Annotated in this window: 22 protein-coding genes; 15 read left to right on the forward strand and 7 right to left on the reverse strand. The window is 64.2% G+C overall.

The window, feature by feature from the left end:
* Nucleotides 1-9: 9 nt before the first annotated feature.
* Both CH251_RS11060 and CH251_RS11065 read right to left on the reverse strand, forming a co-directional pair.
* Nucleotides 10-2400 carry a phosphoketolase gene (locus tag CH251_RS11060; protein WP_094613249.1) on the reverse strand — a complete coding sequence of 797 codons (2391 nt, stop codon included), beginning with the start codon at nucleotides 2398-2400 and terminating at the stop codon, nucleotides 10-12.
* Complete coding sequence (locus tag CH251_RS11065; protein WP_094613250.1) at nucleotides 2397-3275, reverse strand: universal stress protein; 879 nt, start codon at nucleotides 3273-3275, stop codon at nucleotides 2397-2399. The genes CH251_RS11060 and CH251_RS11065 overlap by 4 nt, the downstream gene beginning before the upstream one ends.
* 151 nt (nucleotides 3276-3426) lie before the next feature.
* On the opposite strand from CH251_RS11065, the gene CH251_RS11070 reads away from it, so the two are divergent.
* The 3 genes from CH251_RS11070 to CH251_RS11080 all read left to right on the forward strand — a co-directional run bounded on the left by CH251_RS11070 (nucleotide 3427) and on the right by CH251_RS11080 (nucleotide 5947).
* Nucleotides 3427-3822: a DUF6153 family protein gene (locus tag CH251_RS11070; protein ID WP_094613251.1), complete on the forward strand. Its 396-nt coding sequence runs from the start codon at nucleotides 3427-3429 to the stop codon at nucleotides 3820-3822.
* Nucleotides 3823-3903: 81 nt separating this feature from the next.
* Complete coding sequence (locus CH251_RS11075) at nucleotides 3904-4515, forward strand: DUF305 domain-containing protein (protein WP_094613351.1); 612 nt, start codon at nucleotides 3904-3906, stop codon at nucleotides 4513-4515.
* Between the two features lie 109 nt (nucleotides 4516-4624).
* Nucleotides 4625-5947, forward strand: a complete 1323-nt coding sequence (locus CH251_RS11080; RefSeq protein ID WP_094613252.1) for an NAD(P)/FAD-dependent oxidoreductase — start codon at nucleotides 4625-4627, stop codon at nucleotides 5945-5947.
* A gap of 93 nt (nucleotides 5948-6040) precedes the next feature.
* Here CH251_RS11080 and CH251_RS11085 read toward each other — a convergent pair whose 3' ends face one another.
* Nucleotides 6041-6436 (reverse strand): hypothetical protein, encoded by a 396-nt coding sequence (locus CH251_RS11085; RefSeq protein WP_094613352.1) that lies wholly within the window; start codon nucleotides 6434-6436, stop codon nucleotides 6041-6043.
* On the opposite strand from CH251_RS11085, the gene CH251_RS27220 reads away from it, so the two are divergent.
* The 3 genes from CH251_RS27220 to CH251_RS11095 all read left to right on the forward strand — a co-directional run bounded on the left by CH251_RS27220 (nucleotide 6423) and on the right by CH251_RS11095 (nucleotide 8219).
* Entirely contained in the window at nucleotides 6423-6674 is a 252-nt protein-coding gene (locus CH251_RS27220; protein WP_143537834.1) for a hypothetical protein, read from the forward strand. The genes CH251_RS11085 and CH251_RS27220 overlap by 14 nt on opposite strands.
* A gap of 177 nt (nucleotides 6675-6851) precedes the next feature.
* Complete coding sequence (locus CH251_RS11090) at nucleotides 6852-7817, forward strand: alpha/beta hydrolase (protein ID WP_373454940.1); 966 nt, start codon at nucleotides 6852-6854, stop codon at nucleotides 7815-7817.
* Between the two features lie 105 nt (nucleotides 7818-7922).
* Nucleotides 7923-8219 (forward strand): hypothetical protein, encoded by a 297-nt coding sequence (locus CH251_RS11095; RefSeq protein ID WP_032376174.1) that lies wholly within the window; start codon nucleotides 7923-7925, stop codon nucleotides 8217-8219.
* A 73-nt stretch (nucleotides 8220-8292) separates the two neighbouring features.
* On the opposite strand, the gene CH251_RS28135 is transcribed toward CH251_RS11095, so the two are convergent.
* The 3 genes from CH251_RS28135 to CH251_RS11110 all read right to left on the reverse strand — a co-directional run bounded on the left by CH251_RS28135 (nucleotide 8293) and on the right by CH251_RS11110 (nucleotide 9978).
* Nucleotides 8293-8883: a CsbD family protein gene (locus CH251_RS28135; RefSeq protein ID WP_094613254.1), complete on the reverse strand. Its 591-nt coding sequence runs from the start codon at nucleotides 8881-8883 to the stop codon at nucleotides 8293-8295.
* Nucleotides 8884-9026: 143 nt separating this feature from the next.
* A complete protein-coding gene (locus CH251_RS11105) occupies nucleotides 9027-9674 on the reverse strand; it encodes a TetR/AcrR family transcriptional regulator (protein WP_094613255.1) in 648 nt (215 codons plus the stop codon).
* Nucleotides 9675-9747: 73 nt separating this feature from the next.
* On the reverse strand, nucleotides 9748-9978 hold the full coding sequence (locus CH251_RS11110) for a hypothetical protein (protein ID WP_094613256.1): 231 nt from the start codon (nucleotides 9976-9978) through the stop codon (nucleotides 9748-9750).
* Nucleotides 9979-10081: 103 nt separating this feature from the next.
* Between CH251_RS11110 and CH251_RS11115 the strand changes: the two genes are divergently transcribed.
* The 3 genes from CH251_RS11115 to CH251_RS11125 are packed head-to-tail and all read left to right on the forward strand — an operon-like array spanning nucleotide 10082 to nucleotide 13134.
* Nucleotides 10082-11617 (forward strand): NAD(P)/FAD-dependent oxidoreductase, encoded by a 1536-nt coding sequence (locus CH251_RS11115; protein WP_256978968.1) that lies wholly within the window; start codon nucleotides 10082-10084, stop codon nucleotides 11615-11617.
* Between the two features lie 21 nt (nucleotides 11618-11638).
* Complete coding sequence (locus CH251_RS11120) at nucleotides 11639-12460, forward strand: alpha/beta fold hydrolase (protein ID WP_094613257.1); 822 nt, start codon at nucleotides 11639-11641, stop codon at nucleotides 12458-12460.
* Nucleotides 12457-13134, forward strand: coding sequence for a TetR/AcrR family transcriptional regulator (locus tag CH251_RS11125; RefSeq protein ID WP_094613258.1), 678 nt, complete (start codon nucleotides 12457-12459; stop codon nucleotides 13132-13134). The genes CH251_RS11120 and CH251_RS11125 overlap by 4 nt, the downstream gene beginning before the upstream one ends.
* Nucleotides 13135-13150: 16 nt before the next feature.
* Here the strand turns inward: CH251_RS11125 and CH251_RS11130 are convergent, their stop codons facing one another.
* Complete coding sequence (locus CH251_RS11130; RefSeq protein WP_256978969.1) at nucleotides 13151-14245, reverse strand: ferredoxin--NADP reductase; 1095 nt, start codon at nucleotides 14243-14245, stop codon at nucleotides 13151-13153.
* Between the two features lie 105 nt (nucleotides 14246-14350).
* Here CH251_RS11130 and CH251_RS11135 point away from each other — a divergent pair, with 105 nt between their 5' ends.
* The 6 genes from CH251_RS11135 (at nucleotide 14351) to CH251_RS11160 (ending at nucleotide 19800) form a co-directional block, all read left to right on the forward strand.
* Entirely contained in the window at nucleotides 14351-15358 is a 1008-nt protein-coding gene (locus CH251_RS11135) for an alpha/beta hydrolase (protein ID WP_179273444.1), read from the forward strand.
* Nucleotides 15355-16233, forward strand: a complete 879-nt coding sequence (locus tag CH251_RS11140; protein WP_094613261.1) for an SDR family NAD(P)-dependent oxidoreductase — start codon at nucleotides 15355-15357, stop codon at nucleotides 16231-16233. Before CH251_RS11135 ends, CH251_RS11140 begins: the two co-directional genes overlap by 4 nt.
* A gap of 1 nt (nucleotide 16234) precedes the next feature.
* A complete protein-coding gene (locus CH251_RS11145; protein ID WP_094613262.1) occupies nucleotides 16235-17155 on the forward strand; it encodes a reductase in 921 nt (306 codons plus the stop codon).
* On the forward strand, nucleotides 17152-18669 hold the full coding sequence (locus CH251_RS11150; RefSeq protein ID WP_094613263.1) for an NAD(P)/FAD-dependent oxidoreductase: 1518 nt from the start codon (nucleotides 17152-17154) through the stop codon (nucleotides 18667-18669). The genes CH251_RS11145 and CH251_RS11150 overlap by 4 nt, the downstream gene beginning before the upstream one ends.
* A gap of 110 nt (nucleotides 18670-18779) precedes the next feature.
* Entirely contained in the window at nucleotides 18780-19517 is a 738-nt protein-coding gene (locus tag CH251_RS11155; RefSeq protein WP_094613264.1) for a MerR family transcriptional regulator, read from the forward strand.
* A 76-nt stretch (nucleotides 19518-19593) separates the two neighbouring features.
* Nucleotides 19594-19800 carry a hypothetical protein gene (locus CH251_RS11160; protein WP_094613265.1) on the forward strand — a complete coding sequence of 69 codons (207 nt, stop codon included), beginning with the start codon at nucleotides 19594-19596 and terminating at the stop codon, nucleotides 19798-19800.
* The last annotated feature ends 26 nt before the right edge of the window (nucleotides 19801-19826 follow it).

Below are 19826 nucleotides of genomic sequence, written 5' to 3' on the forward strand. Positions count from 1 at the left end.
GTTCGGCAGTCACGACCATCGCCACTGCCGAATCTCCGGGAGATCCTCGAAATGCTCTCGGATGTAGGCGTCGTGGCGTGCGAGTTGGTCTTGGCAGTGCTGCCGCAGTTGCTCGGCACCGGCCGGCGCAGTGCGCGCTCGGTCCAGTGCTGCGAGCGTCAGGTGATAGCGACTGATCTTGTTGAGCACCACCATGTCGAACGGTGTTGTCGTGGTGCCCTGTTCGATGAATCCGCGAACGTGGAACCGTTGGGCGTCGGGTCGGCCGTGCACCAGTTGATGCACCGCACGGGGGTAGCCGTGGAACGCGAAGACCACATCGACCGAGGCGGTGAACAGATCCACGAACTGCTCGTCGGAGAATCCGTGCGGATGATCGACGACGGGGAGCAGCGCCATCAGATCGATCACGTTGATCACGCGAACCCTGAGCTCGGGAGTCCACGTACGCAACAATTCTGCGGCAGCGAGGGTTTCCTCGGTCGGCACGTCGCCGGCACACGCCAGAACTATCTCGGGGTCCTCGTCGGTATCGGCCACTTCGGTGCCGGCCCAGTCCCAGCGGGACGCACCCGCCGCGGCATGCGCCCGCGCCTCGGGAAGCGTCAGATACTGCGGGTGACTCTGCTTGTCCACCACCAGAACGTTGACGTGGCCTCGACTGCGGAAGCAATGATCGGCCACGGCGAGCAGAGTGTTGGAGTCCGGTGGTAGCCACACGCGCACCACATCCGGTGCCAGCGGAATCACCGCGTCGATCAGTCCGGGCCCCTGATGGCTGAATCCGTTGTGGTCGTTGCGCCAACACGTGCTGGTGAGCAGAACGTTGAGCGATGCGACGGGAGCCCGCCACGCGAGTGTGGCCGCATGCTGGAGCCACTTGGTGTGCTGGATCAGCATCGACACGCTCACCATGGCGAAGGCCTCGTAGCTCGCGAACAGACCGTGTCGCCCCGACAGTAGGTACGCCTCGAGCCAGCCCTCGCACAGATGCTCGCTGAGCACCTCCATCACGCGGCCGTCGGGACCCAGATTGTCGTCGAACTCGTTGGTCAGCAGCTGCCAGCATCTGTCGGTGGCCTCGAACACGGCCTGCAGGCGGTTGCTCGCGGTCTCGTCGGGGCAGAACAGCCGAAAGTTGCCGCCGCCGTCGGTCTGTGCGTTGTCGAGATAGATGTCGCGCATCATCTCCCCGAGTACGGTGGTCGTCTCGTGCGACGTGCGCCCCGGGGACTCGACGGTGAGCGCGTAGTTCTCGAGGTCTCGAATGACCAAGGGCCGCAACAGCACACCGCCGTTCGCGTATGGAGTGGCACCGAGGCGTTCGGTGCCCGACGGAGCGAGCGCGCGAATGGAGGCCACCGGGGCGCCGGCGTCGTCGAACAGTGATCGGGGATCGTAGGAGAGCAGCCACGTCTCGAGCTGAGCCAAGTGTTCCGGTTTCTCCCGAACACCGGAGAGCGGCACCTGGTGCGCCCAGTGGGTGCCCTCGATGAGCTTGCCGTCCACCTCGTGCGGTCCGGTCCAGCCCTTGGGAGTGCGGAGAACGATGGCCGGCCACTGGACGTCGTGCTGTGGTTCGCCGTTGCGGGCGGCGTGCTGGATTCTCTCGATCGTGTCGTGGGCGCGAGTGAGGGTAGATTCGAGCGCCGGGAACACTTTTCGCGGGTCCTCGCCTTCGACGAAGATCGGTGCCCACCCCTGCCCGCTCAGGTAGTCCGCGATCGATCGATCGGTGCTGCGTCCGAGAACCGTCGGTCCGGAGATCTTTCCGTCGTTGAGATGCAGGATGGGCAACACGGCCCCGTCGCGGATCGGATTGAGGAAAGCCGGAATCTTCCACGAACCGGACAGGGGACCGGTTTCGGCCTCACCGTCACCGACGACGCAGGCGACGATCAGATCGGGATTGTCGAACGCTGCGCCGGCGGCGTGGACGAGGGCGTAGCCCAGTTCTCCACCCTCGTGAATGCTGCCGGGTGTCTGCACGCTGACATGACTCGGAATGCCGCCAGGCGTGGAGAATTGGCGGCACAGACGTTGAACGCCGGCGTTGTCGAGCGAGATGTCCGGGTAGATCTCGCTGTACGTGCCTTCGAGGTAGGTGTTCGCCACCAACGCCGGACCGCCGTGACCCGGACCGGTGACGTACAGCCAGTCCGAATGGGTTCGACGAATCACGCGATTGAGGAGGGTGTAGATCATCGACAGTCCGGGGCTCGTGCCCCAGTGCCCGAGCAGCCTCGGCTTGAGGTGTTCGGCGGTCAGAGGCCGACGCAGCAATACGTTGTCCTGCAGATAGATCTGCGCCACCGTCAGATAGTTCGCCGCAGCCCAATAGCGTAGGTCTGCGTCCAATTCATTGGAGCCGTAGAAAGATTCGACCGCCGTCGCGCTCATCGATCGGTGGGTACCACGACGACGGGGACATCCACCGAATGCAGCACCGCACGCGAGGTGGAGCCGAGAAGCATCGACGCGAATCCGCCCCGACCGCGGCTTCCCACGACGATCAACTGCGCGGTTTCGGACGCGCGGACCAGTTCACGAACCGGCCTGTCCTGAACCACCACCCGATGGATGGTGACGTCCGGGTAGTCCTCCGACCATCCGGCCAGGCTCTCCGCCAACGACGTCTTCTCGGCTAGCTCGGAATCGACCCACGGACCCTCGTCGTCGCGCGTCAACACGCTGCCCAGCTCGAGGTCGCTCCAGGCGTGTACTGCAACGAGGTCGACGCCTCGCAGTGATGCTTCCTTCAGAGCGAAGCCGATGGCCGGTTGGCTGTTGGAGGTGCAATCCACGCCGACGACGACCGGCCCGTCACTGATGATGTTCGACTTGATCACTGCCACGGGGCATTTCGCATGCGAGACCACTGCGGTGCTGACCGACCCGATCAATCCACCGGTGAACTCGCCGAGACCTCTCGACCCGACGACGATCATCGCGGGCGCGACGTCGAAATGCGTCAGGTTCCGTGCGGCCGAGCCGTGTTCGAGACGAGTGTCGAGAATCAGCGAGTTGCCCGCTGCGGCCTTGTGCGCAACATCGACCGCGGCGGTCAGTACACGCTTGGCCTCGACATCGGGGTCCGAGAACGAACCGATCCGAAGACTGATGGCATCGCCGTAGGTTCCCGGCGCGAACAGAGACGACGTGACCAACTCGAGCGGAGCGTGGCGTCGAACAGCCTCGCGTGCTGCCCAGCGGACCGCGTCGAGCGATGTGGCGGATCCGTCGACTCCGACGACTAACCGGCTCGATGCATTCATGACGAATTCCCGTCCCTTGACTTACGTGTGCAGATACACCCTGAGCATGGCCCGAATCGGACCGTCGCAGACAGAGGCGGAAGTCCTTCGGTGCGGGGCGGAAGTCCCTGCCAGTTACCCCTAGGGGGTATGACTTGCTATCGTCGATGACATGCAATCAGTGATCCGACGCAGACGCCCGGGCTTCGCCTCGGCGACCGGATTGCTGATCGCGCTGACGATCTTCGGGGTGCTGCTGATGCACTCGGTGACACCGACCTTGTCGGTGAGCAGCGAACACGCCGCCATGGCGTCGACGACCCACCATCAGGATCCGGTACAGGTGGCGGCCGGTGAACACGACTGCCCGTCGGCACATCAGATGATGCATCCGTGCGCGGGAACCACGGTGGCGTGGGGTGGGCTGTCGGTCCCGGCGGCGAGCGTCGATGTCGTCCACACGCCGATGTCGGAGGACGGTATCGGTGGGCGCACCGACTCCATCTCGGAGCGTGCGCCGCCGTGGACCCTCTGGGAGCTGGACAGATCGGTGACCTTGCGAGTGTGACAGGCAGCCCGGTGGACGCACGCCACCGGCGGATCGGCATACCCAGATCCCTGTATTTCGCACTTGTTCAAGGAGATTCACATGCGTAAAACACTCGTCGCTTCGCTGGCTGCCGCCACCGTGAGCGCATTCCTTCTCGCCGGCTGCAGCAGCGACACCTCGTCGGATTCGTCGTCGGAGGGAACCTCGTCTGCGTCGTCCTCGTCTGCGTCGGACTCGTCGTCGGCTGAGTTCAACGATGCCGACGTGATGTTCGCCCAGATGATGTACCCGCATCATGCGCAGGCGGTCGAGATGGCGGCAATGGTCGAGGGCAGCACCGAGAATTCGGACGTCGTGGCCTTGGCGTCGGCGATCGAGGCCGCTCAGCAACCCGAGATGGACCGGATGACCGCCTGGCTCACCGAGTGGGGCCAGCCCATGCCCGACATGAACATGGACATGGGCGGTATGGACCACAGCTCGGGCATGGGCATGATGACCCAACAGGACATGGACGCGTTGAGTGCGGCCACCGGTGCCGAGTTCGACCGCCAATGGTTGACGATGATGATCGAGCACCACGAGGGCGCAATCGAGATGGCGAACATCGAGATCGCCGACGGCTCGAACCCCGATGCGCAGGAGATGGCTCGCGCGATCGTGGCCTCGCAGCAGCAGGAAATCGACACCATGCGGACGTTGCTCGGCTGATCCGCTTCCAAATCGAGTGCCGCACCTCCTGACCGGGGGTGCGGCACTCGAGTAGGCTGCAAAATCGGAGAGTCCTTCTCCACGGGTCGGTCCGAGGGAGAACGTTCACATGGCACGTCCACGGGTATTGGTCATCGGCGGAGGATTCGGTGGGCTGCACGCGGCCCGACGCCTACGCGGTGAGGACGTCGACGTCACCGTGCTCGAACGCGGTACCTCCCACGTCTTTCAGCCACTGCTCTACCAGTGCGCCACCGGTCTGGTGTCCGAGGGTTCGATCGCCAGTCCACTGCGACACCTGCTGCGCAAGCAGAAGAACGTGCACGTGGCACTGGGCGAAGCGACCTCGGTGACCCCCCATGTCGACGGCTCGGCGGGTGACGGCGGAGTGGTGACGGCGAGTCGGTTCGACGGCTCGACGTTCGAGCTGCCCTACGACTACCTCGTCGTCGCCGTCGGTATGCAGCAGGCCTATCACGGCCACGACGAATACGTGCAGTGGGCACCGGGGATGAAGACCCTCGACGATGCCCTCGCGATCAGGCGAAAGCTGATCTCAGCCTTCGAGATGGCCGAATCCCTGCCCACCGCCGACGAACGCCGACCCTGGCTCACGTTCGCCGTGGCAGGGGGAGGCCCGACCGGAGTCGAATTGGCCGGACAGATAAGAGAACTCGCCACCAGGGCGTTGGCGAAAGAGTTCGACGCGATCCATCCGTCGGAGGCGCGAGTGCTGCTGTTCCACGGCGGCGACCGCGTACTCGAATCGTTCCCCGACTCCTTGACCAAGAAGGCGCAGCGCACCCTCGACGAGGTAGGCGTGGAAACCCATCTCGGAGTTCACGTCACCGACGTCACGGCCACCGACGTCGAGGTGACGGCCAAGGCAGAACCCAAGACCGTCACTCGCTACGACACCCACACCGTGCTGTGGACCGCAGGCGTCGAAGCCGTTCCGTTCGTGAAGCAACTCGCCGACGCGATGGGCGTCGAACAGGATCGCTCCGGACGCATCGCGGTGCAACCCGACCTCTCGATCCCCGGACATCGCAGGGTGTTCGTCGTCGGAGACATCATGTCGCTGAACCAGCTTGCGGGCGTCGCCGAGGTGGCGATGCAGGGCGGCCGAGCGGCGGGCGCGGCGATCGCAGCAGACCTGTCCGGTTCTGCGCGAAAGGATTTCGAGTACCGAGACCTCGGCACCGCGGCCTACATCGCCCGCGGTCACGCCCTGGTTCAGGCCGGGCCGCTGAAGATGTCCGGATTCCTCGGCTGGGTCTCGTGGGGCGTCATCCACATCGCGTTCCTGGCCGGCAACCGCAATCGCGTCGGGACTCTGATCAACTGGGCCGCAACCCTGGCCACCGGCACCCGACGCGAACGAGCCATCACCTACGGCGGCCCCGAAACGGCGCGTAAGCCGTACAACTGATCTCCCTGTCCACTATTTCGGTCCTCACACGGAATCCCGCTTTCGGGGGCGAATAGTGGACGCTCAGATCAGTTGCTGCCGGTGTCGACGGGGTCAGCCGATGCCGGGGATGAAACCGGGGTAGACGAAGTGCCCGGGACCGCCGCCGGGCAACAGCTGACCCGTCGAGCCCGGGTAGTTCATGTTCAGCAGAATCAGCTTGTGCGGGTTGCCATTCGAATCGGCCTGCCAGCAGGAGCCGAGCACGCCGTGAAATCCGGTGCACACGATGCGGGTGCTGTTGCCGTAGGGGGACGTCAATCGGTTCTCGCTGACGAAGGGGTTCCAGTAGTCCGGGTCCTGAGGAGTGAGGAAGCCGGTGACGTCCTGTGGAGCAGACGGACTCGGATACGGCGGCGGAGTAGGCCACTCGTCGGCGGCGGCCGTTCCCATGCCCAGGGCGGCGGCACCTGCAATGACGCAAGCAATGACGGCGGTGCGACGAAACATCTCGATCGACTCCTTCGCGGGGCGGGCACCCAATAGACCACAGACACTCGTCTCGTGGGAACACCTCTACGTCTGCGCTGCTGATTCCGACGACTACGAGCGGCCCATCGTCTCGCTGTATTCGCTGCTGCCCGTGGGTGTGGTGACCGCGGTGATCGTCGTCGCAGCCTGTGTTTTCGCCACCCGCGGCAAGCGCCAGGACCATCACGATCGAGTCTCGGAATCGTCCGGTCCGTGACGCTTCGGACGGTTGCTCGAGGTAACGTCACCTCATCTTCGGCCGATGTAGAGACTCGACCGGTGTAACTCGACGAAAAGGTGAAACAGCGTGCCACGATCTCGACGACACGGCTTCCGGCGAATCGGTTCGGCTACGGCCGTCGCCCTCGCAGTGGCGATTCTTCCGACCGCGCTGATGACGCCCGTCGCGTCCGCAGACGAACTGCCTGCGGCCACGACGCAGTCGAGCAACGGCTCGCGAATCGAGTCGGTGAACACCCTCGACAACCGCCAGGTTCAGCTCCAGGTGTTCTCGGCGTCGATGAACCGCACCATCCCCGTGACGGTGCAGAAGCCGGCCGACGACAGCGTGTCCCGCCCGGTGCTGTACCTGCTCAACGGCGCAGGCGGCGGCGAGGATGCCGCATCGTGGCAGTCGCAGACCGACGCCGAGGCCTTCTTCTCGGACAAGAACGCCTACATCGTGACCCCGCAGAAGGGCAAGTGGTCGTACTACACCGACTGGCTGCAGGACGATCCGAAGCTCGGCAGCAACAAGTGGAGCACCTTCCTCGGTGAAGAACTGCCCCCGCTGATCGACGCCCAGTTCGACACCAACGGTCGCCAGTCGCTCGCAGCACTGTCCATGACGGGCACCTCGGTTCTCAACATCGCGATCAAGTACCCGGGCAAGTTCGCCGGTGTCGCTGCGTACAGCGGCTGCGCTCAGACCTCCGACCCCATCGGTCAGCAGTTCGTCAAGCTCGTCGTCGAGACCTACGGCGGCGGCAACGTCGAGAACATGTGGGGACCGCTCGACGGCCCCGTGTGGCGCGAGAACGATCCGCTGCTCAACGCCGAGAAGCTTCGCGGAACGCAGATCTACATGAGCACCGGCAGCGGCCTACCGGGTGCACCGAACGACACCTTCGCCAACCCGCGTCTGAAGAACGACCCGGCGACGCTCGCCAACCAGGTCATCGTCGGCGGCGGCATCGAAGTTGCCACCAACTTCTGCACCTCGAACCTGGCCAAGCGCCTCGACCAGCTCGGAATCCCGGCCACGGTCGACTTCCGCCCGGTCGGAAACCACTCGTGGGGCTACTGGCAGGACGACCTGCACAAGTCCTGGCCTTTCCTGGCGGGATCGCTCGGCATCTGATCCTCGGAACACCGAACAACGGCCACCTGCACCTCGTGTGCGGGTGGCCGTTCTTCGTTCTCCGGGGCGGTGGATCGGCGTAGAAATCGAACGTATGATCGAACGATGGCACGGCGCGCGCAACCTCGACCGGCGTCTGCCGTGCGCCCCTTCAAGTTGCTCCGCCCGCCGCTGAAGGTGTGGATCGACCTGAACATCCTCTACCCACTGCCGCCACACCACGCGTCGAAGTTCAACCCCGAGGGATTCGATGTTCGACGCGTGGTGCCGGGAGACCTGGTCGAATGGTCGATCACCGTGGACGGGGATTGGCTCGGTCGCGTCACGTACGAGTTGATGTCGCGAGACCGAAGCGAAACCGTCACGCACTGGGTGCCCAGCCGGGCACTCAAGCCGCTGTAGGGACGAGACCCGCTGCACAGGACGAGAAAAGCCCCGCCTCGAAGGAGGCGGGGCTTTTGTCGTGTAATTACTTTCAGAAGCTGTGCTTGCGAGCCTTCTTGGCGAGCTTGCGGGTGGTGCGCTTCGACGGCACGAACAGGTGCGCAGCGCTGTTGCGACGGTTGCGTCGACGGATGAGCACGAACGCGACAGCACCGGCAACGGCTGCGATGGCGGCGATGACGGGAGTGCCGACCTTCGCGGCCTCGGCCACATCCTCGCTGTCGATGTTGCGAACCTTGGTCTTCACGTCGTCGGCGACGGCGGAGGCCTTGTCGGCTGCCTTGTCGGCGACCTGGGACGCCTTCTCCTTCACGTCGTCGGCATCGATGTTGCCGACCTTGTCCTTGACGGTGTCCTTGACGTCCTCGGCAACATCGGCCGCCTTGTCGGCGACGTCGGAAGCGGCATGCTTGGCCTCCTTGGCTGCACCGGCTGCGGAGTCGGCAACACTTTCGGCGGCATCGGAGACCTTGTCGGCGGCCTGATGAGTGTTGGCCTTCGTCTGATCCTTGGCACCTTCGGCGCGCAGGCTGTCGTCACCGGTTGCCTCGCCTGCCTTCTCCTTCGCAGTCCCGGCCAGTTCCTCTGCCTTGTGCTGAGCCTTGTCGATGAAGTCGGCCATCGGTGCGTACCTCTTTCGTGTAGGTCGTCTCCGGACATCCGGAGCTGGGGGCGTCGCGGACGACGCCGATAAGTATGAGTCGAACCGGCTGCTCCGAAACATACGTCGAGCGGGAGTGTGATGGGTCACTATCGACGGTCGGGCTACACGGGTCGGGGCGTCCGAAGTGCGGCGGTGACCAACTCGACGAGCGTGTCGATGTACGGGGTGAAGGTGTCGTCGGTCGGTTCGCCTCCGGAGCTGCAGCTCAGCGCCCACTCCTGGGCGAAGATGTTGGCGGCACCGATGATCGCGAGAATGACCAGACGATAGTTTCTGTCGGGCAGTTCTCCTCGTGCTGCGGCGGCAGTTGCCAGGGAGTCGAACATCTCGACGACGACGTCTCGCTGGTTCATGCGCCACAACTCGATGTCGGTACTGACCCCGACCACCTCGACGTAACAGACCCGAGCCGCCATCCGGGTTCTGCACGTGACGCCGAGGTACGCCCGGATCGCGGCGTCGATCGACTCCACCGCCGAGTGCCGACCGTCGTCGGACAGTGCGTCACGCGCAGCGCGCTCGCCGTCCTGATTCATGGTGGTGACGATCTTCTTGAGCAGCTCCGACCGGCTTCCGATCTCGCGATAGAAGTGACGGGTCGACACATTGGACTCCGAGCACAACATGCCGATCGTCGTCGCGGCGTATCCGTGCGTGCCGAACAGACCGATCCCGGTGTCCATCAGGCGGGTGAGCCGTTCGGAGGACCGCTCCTGTGGGGATCTGCCTGCGTACTTCCGGTCGGGCATGGGTCCGAGCGTACTGATCGAGCCCGCCTCGTCGGGTGATGTCACAAAACGGACATGACCGCTCCCGAGCTCATCACGGGCGTCGACGCGTCCGAAGTCGCTTCGGCCACGTCGAGCGCACCGGCTTGTACGCCCCGGCCAAGGCGCGTCGGTCGAAGTCCATGCCTGCTCCGCGCGAGGTGAACAGAACGAGGGCGATGATTCCTGCGGCCCCGACCACCACGGGAGTCATCGGGCGTTGCTTCCACTGCGACGTGAGCGGTTCATGAGAGTTCCTGTCTTCGATGTACAAGAAGACTGGCATTGACATCACCATTCGTCAATGGCACATTGTGTGATGTAGGTCGCGGTGTCGCTGCTGAAGGCGCGAACCCCGATGGAGTTCGGCAACACAGCAGAGGTGCGACGTGAAGAAAAGTCAGGCCCAGTGGCCCGAGATCGACGGTTCTGCCGACAACTTCCAGGACGTTCTCATCATCGGCGCCGGTATATCGGGCATCGGAGCGGCATATCGCCTGCAGCAGATGGCACCGGAACTGAGCTACACAATCCTCGAAGGGCGCGAGCGAGCAGGCGGTACCTGGGATCTGTTCCGGTACCCCGGTATTCGCTCCGACAGTGACATCTTCACGTTCGCGTTCCCGCACACGCCGTGGCAGGGCGACACCCTTCTCGCTCACGGCGAGGACATCCGCAATTACATCGTCGATACCGCCTACGCCAACGGCATCGACGAGCGCACGCGCTTCTCGACCATGGTCACGGCAGCGAACTGGGACTCGTCGACGGACCTGTGGACGGTCGACGCCCTGACGAACGGTGTTCCCACGACGTACCGCAGTCGATTCGTGTTTCTGTGCACCGGCTACTTCGACTATTCCGGTGGATACACCCCCGACCTCCCCGGGCTCAAGGACTTCGCCGGACGGGTCGTGCATCCGCAGCAGTGGCCGGCGGACCTCGATCACTCCGGCAAGAAGGTCGTCGTGATCGGAAGTGGAGCAACCGCAATCACATTGGTGCCCTCGCTTGCGGTCGACGCCGAGTCGGTGACGATGCTCCAGCGTTCACCGACCTACATAGCTTCGCTGCCGATGACCGATCCGTTCACCACGATCACCAAGCGCCTACTTCCGGACACTCTCGCCCACAGCGCATTGCGTTGGCGCAACGCCCTGTTGATGGTCGGTTCCTACCAGCTCTGCCGCCGCGCACCGAACGCGGCCCGCAAGGTCTTTCGCGCGATGACGAAAGCCCAACTGCCGCGAGGATACGACGTCGACAAGCACTTCGATCCCACCTACGCCCCATGGGACCAGCGCCTGTGCGTCGTGCCGGACGGCGATCTCTTCAAGGCCATTCGCTCCGGTCGCGCAACCGTGGTGACCGACCGGGTCGCCGAGGTTACCACCGACGGTATTCGAGTGGAATCGGGCGAGACGATCCCCGCCGACATCATCGTCACCGCAACGGGGTTGCAGCTCCAGGCCTTCGGCGGAATCGAACTGTCGTTGGACGGAAAGCCGTTCCAGGCGAGCGACAAGTTCGTCTACAAGGGCCACATGCTCGAAGACGTGCCCAACGTCGCCTGGTGCATCGGGTACACCAATGCATCGTGGACGCTCAAAGCCGACATGACAGCCCAGGCAGTGGCGAAATTGTTGGTGTACATGCGGTCTCACGGCTATACGCATGCCGTCCCGGACCGGCAGGGCAAGTCCGTGGGATCTCGCCCGGTGGTCGATCTCGCCTCCGGTTACGTCACGCGGTCCCTGAACGAACTACCCAAATCGGGGACCGAGCGCCCGTGGTCGGTGCGCCAGAACTACATTCTGGACAGAATCGACGCACGATTCGACGACCTGACGGAATCGATGAGGTTCGGTCGAACCGTGCCTACCCGGGCGGCGGAACGCGAGGCAACAGACGCGGTCACCGCGTAGACGACAGAGAGTGGAACTGCAGTGACTTTCGATATCGATGGCCGGGCTCTCGCGCACACGATCCGCGGAGAGGGGCCGACGTTGGTGCTCATCCACGGCATCGTGCACCGGCAGCACGCGTGGGACAGCGTCGTCGACGCACTGGCGCGCCATCGGCGAGTGGTGACCGTGGACCTGCCCGGACACGGTGATTCGCCCGAGCTGCCCACCGAGGAATTCGATCTCGGTCCATGGATCGTCGTCGAACTCGAACGATTCCTCGAGCAGATCTCGGTGGACGGCGAGAAGCCGCACGTGGCAGGCAACTCTCTGGGCGGCTACTTCGCGCTCGAACTCGCCGCCCGCGGGTCGGTGGCGTCCGCGACCGCCCTGTCGCCGGCCGGTTTCTTTCGCGGACACTGGGATCAGACGCGGGCGCTGCTCGTCTTTCGGTTGCTGCGGGCCGCGTCGCGAGTCATCGGTCCGATCGCGCCCACGGTCATGCGTTCGGTCGTCGGACGTACTGTGGCAAACGGCGTGTTCTACGCCAAGCCGTGGCGAGTTCCCGCGGCAACCGCCACGATCGACGCGCTGAGCATCACCACCAATCGAGCAATCGACGCGGCCGGAAACGCTGTGCCGCGCTTCAGCACTCCGGTCGACGAGTCCGTCCCGGTCACCGTCGCATGGGGTCGTCGCGACTGGGTGCTGCCGGTGTATCAGGCACCGCTGGTGCGTCGGACCTTTCCGCAGGCAGAGGTGACGACATATCCGGGGCTCGGGCACGTGCCGATGACGGACGATCCGGAGCGGGTGGCGTCCATTCTGCTGCGGGGATCACGAACGGTCTCGCAGTCGGCGTGAGCGCTCCGGAGAAGGTCGACGGGCGAAGCCACCGGTGGCACGATCACCGGATCGCCCGGCGTCAGGAACTGCTCGACTGCACTCTGGCCGCGATTCGTCGGCACGGCCACGACATCGGCATGGACGAGATCGCCTCGGCGAACGGTGTCTCGAAAACCGTCCTCTACAAGCACTTCGCCGACAAGAAGGGCCTGGCGGACGCCGCGATGGCTCGATACGTCGAGACGGCGCTGGTGCCTCGGATGCGGGACGCGATGTCCGACTACCTCGACGAGTACCACCTCACCCGCGCAGTGATTTCCGCCTACGTCACGACTGTCGCCACCGATCCCGATATTTACATCTACGTTCACAACAACAACGCCGTCTCGGGCGATCACGACGTCATCACCGCCGCGGAGGGACTGATCGCAGAGTTGCTGGCCGGCGTCATCGACGACACATTTGCCGAGCGAGAGTTCTCCACGGTCGGCTCGATGCCCATGGCCTTCGCGATGATCGGTGCGGTTCGACTGGCGTCACACTGGTGGATGTACGACCGGACGATGTCGGTCGAAGAACTCGTCGACTACCTGACCATGATGGTGTGGGGCGGTATCGCGGGCATAGCGCGCTCGGGAGGCTCCGCTGCACGATTCGCGTCGGAACCTCACCCGTTGACCCTCGAGGGCTGAGCGCCCTCCGCTGGCATCAGCGGTCGAACACCGCACGAATCGGCTCGGCAGCGGACACCGACTGGCACGCCAAGCGGACCCCGTGCCCGAGTTCGTAGTCGTCGAGAGTCTCGTTGGCGAGCATGGTCACGGTGCCCTCGGTGAGGGTGTACGCGCAGCCGCCGCAGGTCCCTTCACGGCAGACGTACGGCGGGTCGAGGCCGAGCTCGAGCAGGCGGTCGAGTAGCTTGGTGTCGGCATTCCACTCGAATTCGGTTGCCACTCCGTCGATCTCGACCTCGGCGGTGACGGAGTCCGCCTCCGATCCGGACGTGACCGGCGATTCGACGTGTCGAAACGGATTCGACTCGAAAGACGCGAACACTTCGCGGTGGGTACGACGAACAGTCACACCGGCGCCTTCGAGCCATTCTTCCGCGACGTTCATGAACGGCGGCGGACCGCAGAGAAAGACCTCGCAGTCGTCGGCGACGACGACTCCTGTCGCTGCCAGACCGGCAGCGGTGGGGAGTCCCGAATCCGAGGTGTACCAGTGGTGCACCTCGAGTCGATCGGGGAACCGAGACTGCAACTGCGCCAACTGTTCCGCGAAGATCACCGACTCGCGGTCCTGGTTCGCGTAGACGAGGGTCATCCGGTTGCCGTGGCGGAGGAGGGCGGTCTCGATGATCGACAGAATGGGGGTGATGCCGCTGCCCGCGGCCATCAGCACGAAGTCGCAGTCCCAACTCTGGGGGCCGAACATACCGGACGGTGCCAGCGCATTCAGACGCATCCCTCGAATCGCGTTCTCGTGCAGCCACTGCGACGCGAGACCGTTCGGGATCCGTTTGACGGTCACGGTCGGCTGGTCGTGGCGGACCGGGGAGCTCGAGAACGAGTAGCAGCGCGCCACGGACCCCTCGTCCGAACAGGGGATCTCGAGGGTGAGGAACTGCCCTGCTTCGTAGGAGAACTGCGTGGCCAGATGTTCGGGAACGGTGAACGTCAGCGAGATCGCGTCCTCGGTTTCGTGCACGACCCGGTCGATCTCGAGTGCGACGATCCTGGTCGCGGTGTCGTCTTCGCGCGCTGCGAGGTCTGCCGGTGGTCGGCTTCCGAACGTCGTCACCAGCTGCTCCTCAGGGCTCGAAATGGGTCTGCCGTCACTGTTGCACACTTCGCCACTATTTAATAGGCCATTGACAAATGGCGAATAGAGAGTGAAGGTGACGTCGTGAGTTCAACCACGGATCGCACCTTCCTACCCACCGGCGTTTCAGCCGTGGGGTCACCGCGAGCGCGCGCGGCTGCCTTCGTCACTCGGTGGTCCCTGCGACCGCTGACCAGTGTCCTGCCGACCGACCGGCGCGGTATTCGGTTCTCCCGACGCATCGTCGCCACGTCGATGAACCTTTTCGGTCCCGTTCCGAGGGGAACGTCCGTGGACCTCGTTGCAGACGGCTGTGTCCGCGGCGAATGGGTCCGCGCAGCCGGTGTGACACCGGGAGAGCGCGTGATTCTCTACGTTCACGGAAGCGCGTACGTCATCTGCTCGGCCCGCACGCATCGTGGGCTGACCGCGAGGTTGTCCAGGTGCACCGGGCTGCCGGTGTTCACGGTCGACTATCGACTGGCACCGGAACACCCGTTCCCTGCAGCGGCCGACGACATCGAATCGGCCTACCGCCTGCTCCTCGAGCAGGGGTACTGCGCACGGAACATCGTCATCGCGGGCGACTCGGCGGGTGGCCACCTCGCCGCCGACCTGATCATCGAGAACGACCGAACCGGCACGCCGCAGCCGGGTGCAGTGGTGCTGTTCTCGCCGTTGATCGACCTCGACTTCGAGCTCTCGGCGCAGACCGAGCGAATCCGCAAGGACCCGATGATCTCTGCGGCATCGGCGCGAGCACTCGTAAAGCTCTACACCGACGGCAACGCGTCCGACCTTCCGCGGCTGCGGCTCGACCTCGCCCACGTGCGTGACCTGCCACCCACGTTGATCCAGGTGGGTGGAGCCGAGATGCTGCGCGCCGATGCACGGCACCTGCACTCGATGATCGACAAGGCCGGCGGCAGCAGCGAACTCGAAATCTGGCCCGATCAGATGCACGTGTTCCAGGCCCTGCCCCGGCTGGTGCCCGAGGCCGACCGTGCCCTCGCGCACGCATCGGCATTCATCGCGCAGACGCTCGATACCGCTGACACGCACCATGACTCGAAGGAACAGGTGACCCGATGAGATCGAAGACCGATAGACCGTCGTACGGATCGAGGGCAGTGGTGACGGGCGCAGGTAGCGGCATCGGCCGCGCCTTCGCACTCGAACTGGCCCGCCGCGGAGGCGTCGTGATGTGCGCCGACATCTCCCTGCCCAGAGCGCAGGAGACGGTCGCCATGATCGACGCACTCGGTGCCGAGGGATACGCCGTCGAGTGCGATGTGTCGATTCGGGAGAACGTCGAGGAGCTCGCGCTTCGGGCCGCCGTCGAATTCGACGGACCGACGACTGTGGTGATCAACAACGCCGGAGTCGGGATCGGCGGAAAGCCGGTCGGAGACATCGGTTTCGAGGACTGGAACTGGGCCCTGGGGATCAACCTGTGGGGCGTGATCCACGGCTGCGAGGTGTTCACCCCCGGACTGCGTGCCGCAGGCGAGGGCGGGATCATCAACGTAGCCTCGGCCGCAGGCTTCGCCGCCGCACCGCTGATGGGGCCCTACAACGTGGGTAAGGCCGCGGTGATGTCGCTGTCGGAAACGATGGCTGCGGAGCTGTCGGGTACCGGCGTGCACGTGTCGGTCCTGTGCCCGACGTTCGTCAAGACCAACGTGGCGCTCGACGGCCGAATCACGTCGAGTTCGTCGCGGCTGGCCGAGTTCGCGATGCGCTGGACCGGACGTTCGCCCGACAAGATCGCGATCCGAACCCTCGACGCATTCGACCGAGGTCGGCTCTACGTGGTGCCCCAGTTCGACGCCAAAGCCGTCTGGCGATTCAAGAGACTGCTGCCCGCGGTGTACGTGCGTTTTCTCGGGTTGCTCAATCGTGTGATGCCCGCCGAGCAGGAGCCGGCGAAGACCGAATCCCTCACTTCCACAAACTCAGGAGCCTGACATGGCAATGGATTTCGACGACATGCTGACCAAGATCAAGGACCGTCAATGGGCTCTGGCCGATATCGACTGGGACGGACCGGGTGCCGAGACGATCAGCCCCGAACTGCACGCCAAGCTCAAGCCCTTCATGTCCGATCTGATGTGGATCGAGAACGTGGGAGCTCGGGGCTTCGCGGCGATGGCCCTCAAGGCCCCGACCGAGACGCTGGCCGAGATCTACCGTTACTTCCACGCGGAAGAGCAGAAGCACGCCAACGCCGAGCTCGCTCTCATGCGTCGCTGGGGCATGCTCGACGGTGACGAGATGCCCGAGCCCAACATCAACGTCAAGCTCGTGATCGACTGGCTCGACAAGCATTCCGACGGGCTGTCGCTGGCCGTGCTGGGAACCGTCATACCGATGCTCGAGGTGGCGCTGGACGGCGCACTCGTGAAGTTCATCATGGACGAGATCGACGATCCGGTGTGTCAGGCAGTGTTCAAGAAGATCAACTCCGACGAGTCACGGCACCTGGCAGTCGATTTCGCCGTGATCGAACTGCTCGGACATTCGCGGATGCGCAAGATTCTGGTCGACACCGTCGGTGCGTGGATGAACCCGGCCCTCATCGTCGGGACCCTTCGCTACATTCCGCTGCTGAACAAGATGCGCGACAACATCGTCGAGATGGGCGTCGACGAAGAGCGGCTGTACACCGCGATGAAGCGGTTCAAGAGTGTCGGCGAGCGCAGCCCAGAGGCGCTGCGCGTGCCGATGTACCGAATCGTGCAGTGGCACGGCAGCATCGTCATCAACCGCAAGCACCCCTATCACGTCCTGGCGGACGGACTGGTGAAGCTCACTCGCCGCTACCCGAGCAAGACACTCAATTCCGAGCCGACCTGGGCCAAGGAACTGACGTACGAGCCCGTCGCATGAACGAATTCGATGTGCGTGACGGCGTACTCGATGCGGTGATCGTCGGTGCAGGATTCGCCGGAATCGGCACTGCGATCCGACTGCGCAACAGTGGAGTCGAGGATTTCGTCATCCTCGAACGCGGCAGCGCGGTCGGTGGAACCTGGCGCGACAACACCTATCCGGGTGCAGCCTGCGACATCCCGTCCCGGTTGTACTCGTACAGCTTCGCGCCCAATCCGAACTGGTCGCACACCTACTCCGGTAGCGGCGAGATCCTCGACTACATTCACACGATGGTGGACGAGTTCGATATCGAGTCGCGTATTCGATTCGGGCACAACGTCGTCGACATCATCTGGAACGAGGCAGCCGGGCATTGGCACGTGAGTGTCGACGGGCACGCCGATGTGCGGGCGCGCGCAGTGGTGATGGCGTCGGGGCCACTCGCCAACGCGAGCCTGCCGAACATTCGGGGAATCGACACCTACGAGGGGCGCAAGATCCACAGTGCTCGGTGGGATCACGACTACGACTTCGCCGGCAAGAAGGTCGCCGTGGTCGGCACCGGAGCGAGTGCGGTGCAAATCGTGCCCGAACTGGTGAAAACAGCCGATACGGTCAAGGTCTTCCAGCGCACGCCGGGCTGGACGCTGCCGAGAGTGAACCGAAAGACGCGAGGCGGCACCAAGCGTCGGTACGCGCGATACCCCCAGGCTCAGACGTTGGCACGTTCGCTGTGGTTCTGGGGACACGAGTCCGTCGCACTCGGTGTCGTCTGGAAAACCCCACTGACTCGCATCGTCGAACTCGTCGGTCGCGCACATCTGCGTTCTCAGGTTCGCGATCCCTGGCTGAGGCGGCAACTGACACCTCGGTTCCGGGCCGGGTGCAAGAGGCTGCTGATGACGAGCGACTACTACCCAGCGCTGCAGAAGCCGAACTGCACGCTGGTGACCTGGCCGATCGCGACGCTCTCACCCAAGGGAATTCGCACCGTCGAAGGCATCGAGCATCAGTTCGACGCCATCGTGTTCGCCACCGGATTCGACGTCTCCAACACCGGTACCCCCATTCCGATCACCGGCCGTGAGGGGCGAGTGCTGGCCGACGAGTGGAGCGCAGGGGCCAAGGCGTACAAGAGCATTGCCGTGTCCGGCTACCCGAACATGTACTTCACCTTCGGCCCGAACTCCGGTCCCGGCCACAGCTCTGCACTGGTCTACATGGAGGCTCAGATCGACTACATAGTCGAGGCGATCTCCCTGGTGCTCGACGGCGATCTGCACAGCTGCGACGTTCGGCAGGACGTGCAGGACGCCTACAACGCGGAACTGCAGCGCAAGCTCGGCAAGACCACATGGAATTCCGGTTGCAGCAGTTGGTATCTCACCGAAGACGGCTTCAACGCCACCATGTTCCCCGGGTTCGCCACGCAGTACGTCAACCAACTCCGACGCGTCGAGCAGGGCGACTACACCACCATCCCGCGAGGTGTCGACCTCGCGCCCGCCCCGGCCGTCGCGCACTCCTGAACAACGAGAGCGCGCATCCCGTGTGGCGGCATGTGCGACCCGGCTCCCTCTTTCGTCGCGTGATCGGTGTATATCCTGTGGGTCGACGCGCGGCGGAGGTAGGGAGCTCGGTGGAGTATCGAATCGACGACTTGGCCCGAGAGGCCAAGACGACCACCCGCAATGTGCGGGCGTACCAGGAACGCGGGCTGCTCCCGCCACCCACTCTCCGCGGCCGCGTCGGCATCTACGGCGATGACCATCTGACTCGGTTGAAGGTGATCGACTCGCTGCTCCAGCGGGGTTTCACCTCGGCGCACATCGCGGATTTCCTCTCGGGCTGGGAGCAGGGCAAGGACCTCGAAGAAATCCTGGGCCTGCAGGAAATCGTGACGCGCAAGTGGTCGTCCGCCGAGACCACGGTCATTCCCGTCGACCTGATCGCCCAATTCCTGGGCGAGGACAACGACGTCATCGTCACGCGACTGATCGAAGCGAAGCTGATCAGAATCGACGGTGACCAATGCGAGATTCTCGACCCCACCCTCCTCGAGGTGTTCGTCGATCTGAGCCAGTACGGCTTCACCCTGGAACAACTGCTCGACCAACACGAGCGAACCGCCTCGAAGATGAACGCCATCGCCGAGTCGATGGTGGGCAGCGTGACCGACCACCTGATCAGCCAACACGGTCCCGGCTGGCTCCCCAAGTCGGGGGAGGTGGCCGAGACGACCGAGATGTTCGAGAAGATGCGCGCCCTGGCGATGAAATCGGCACAAGCAGAGCTGGCCCGCGCCCTCGACCGCGTCCAGGAACAGGCACTGAGCGATTATCTCTCGCAGACCCTGTCCAGGCAGAACGACCAGTAGCGGTTTGAAGACTGCGACAATCGGACATACCTGGCTCCCGACAGCCGAACGGCGGCTGACCGCCTAAGGGGGCACCATGAGATTCGTGACACTGATCGTTCTGGTCTGGCTGATAGTCGGCGCATTCGCGTCGTACCAGCGCGGATATTTCGAGAGCGCACCCGAGAACTGCGGCGGAGCGGGCACCATCGCCCTCACTGTCGTTGCTGGACCGCTCAACTACTTCGGCATCAACCCCGAGGTCACCGACTGCAACGTCACCGTGCCGCAGCCGAGTGAGTGATCCGAGTCTCTGACCGCGCGCCCGCG

Origin of the sequence: Rhodococcus sp. 06-462-5, from assembly GCF_002258315.1 — a bacterium.
Lineage (GTDB): Bacteria > Actinomycetota > Actinomycetes > Mycobacteriales > Mycobacteriaceae > Rhodococcoides.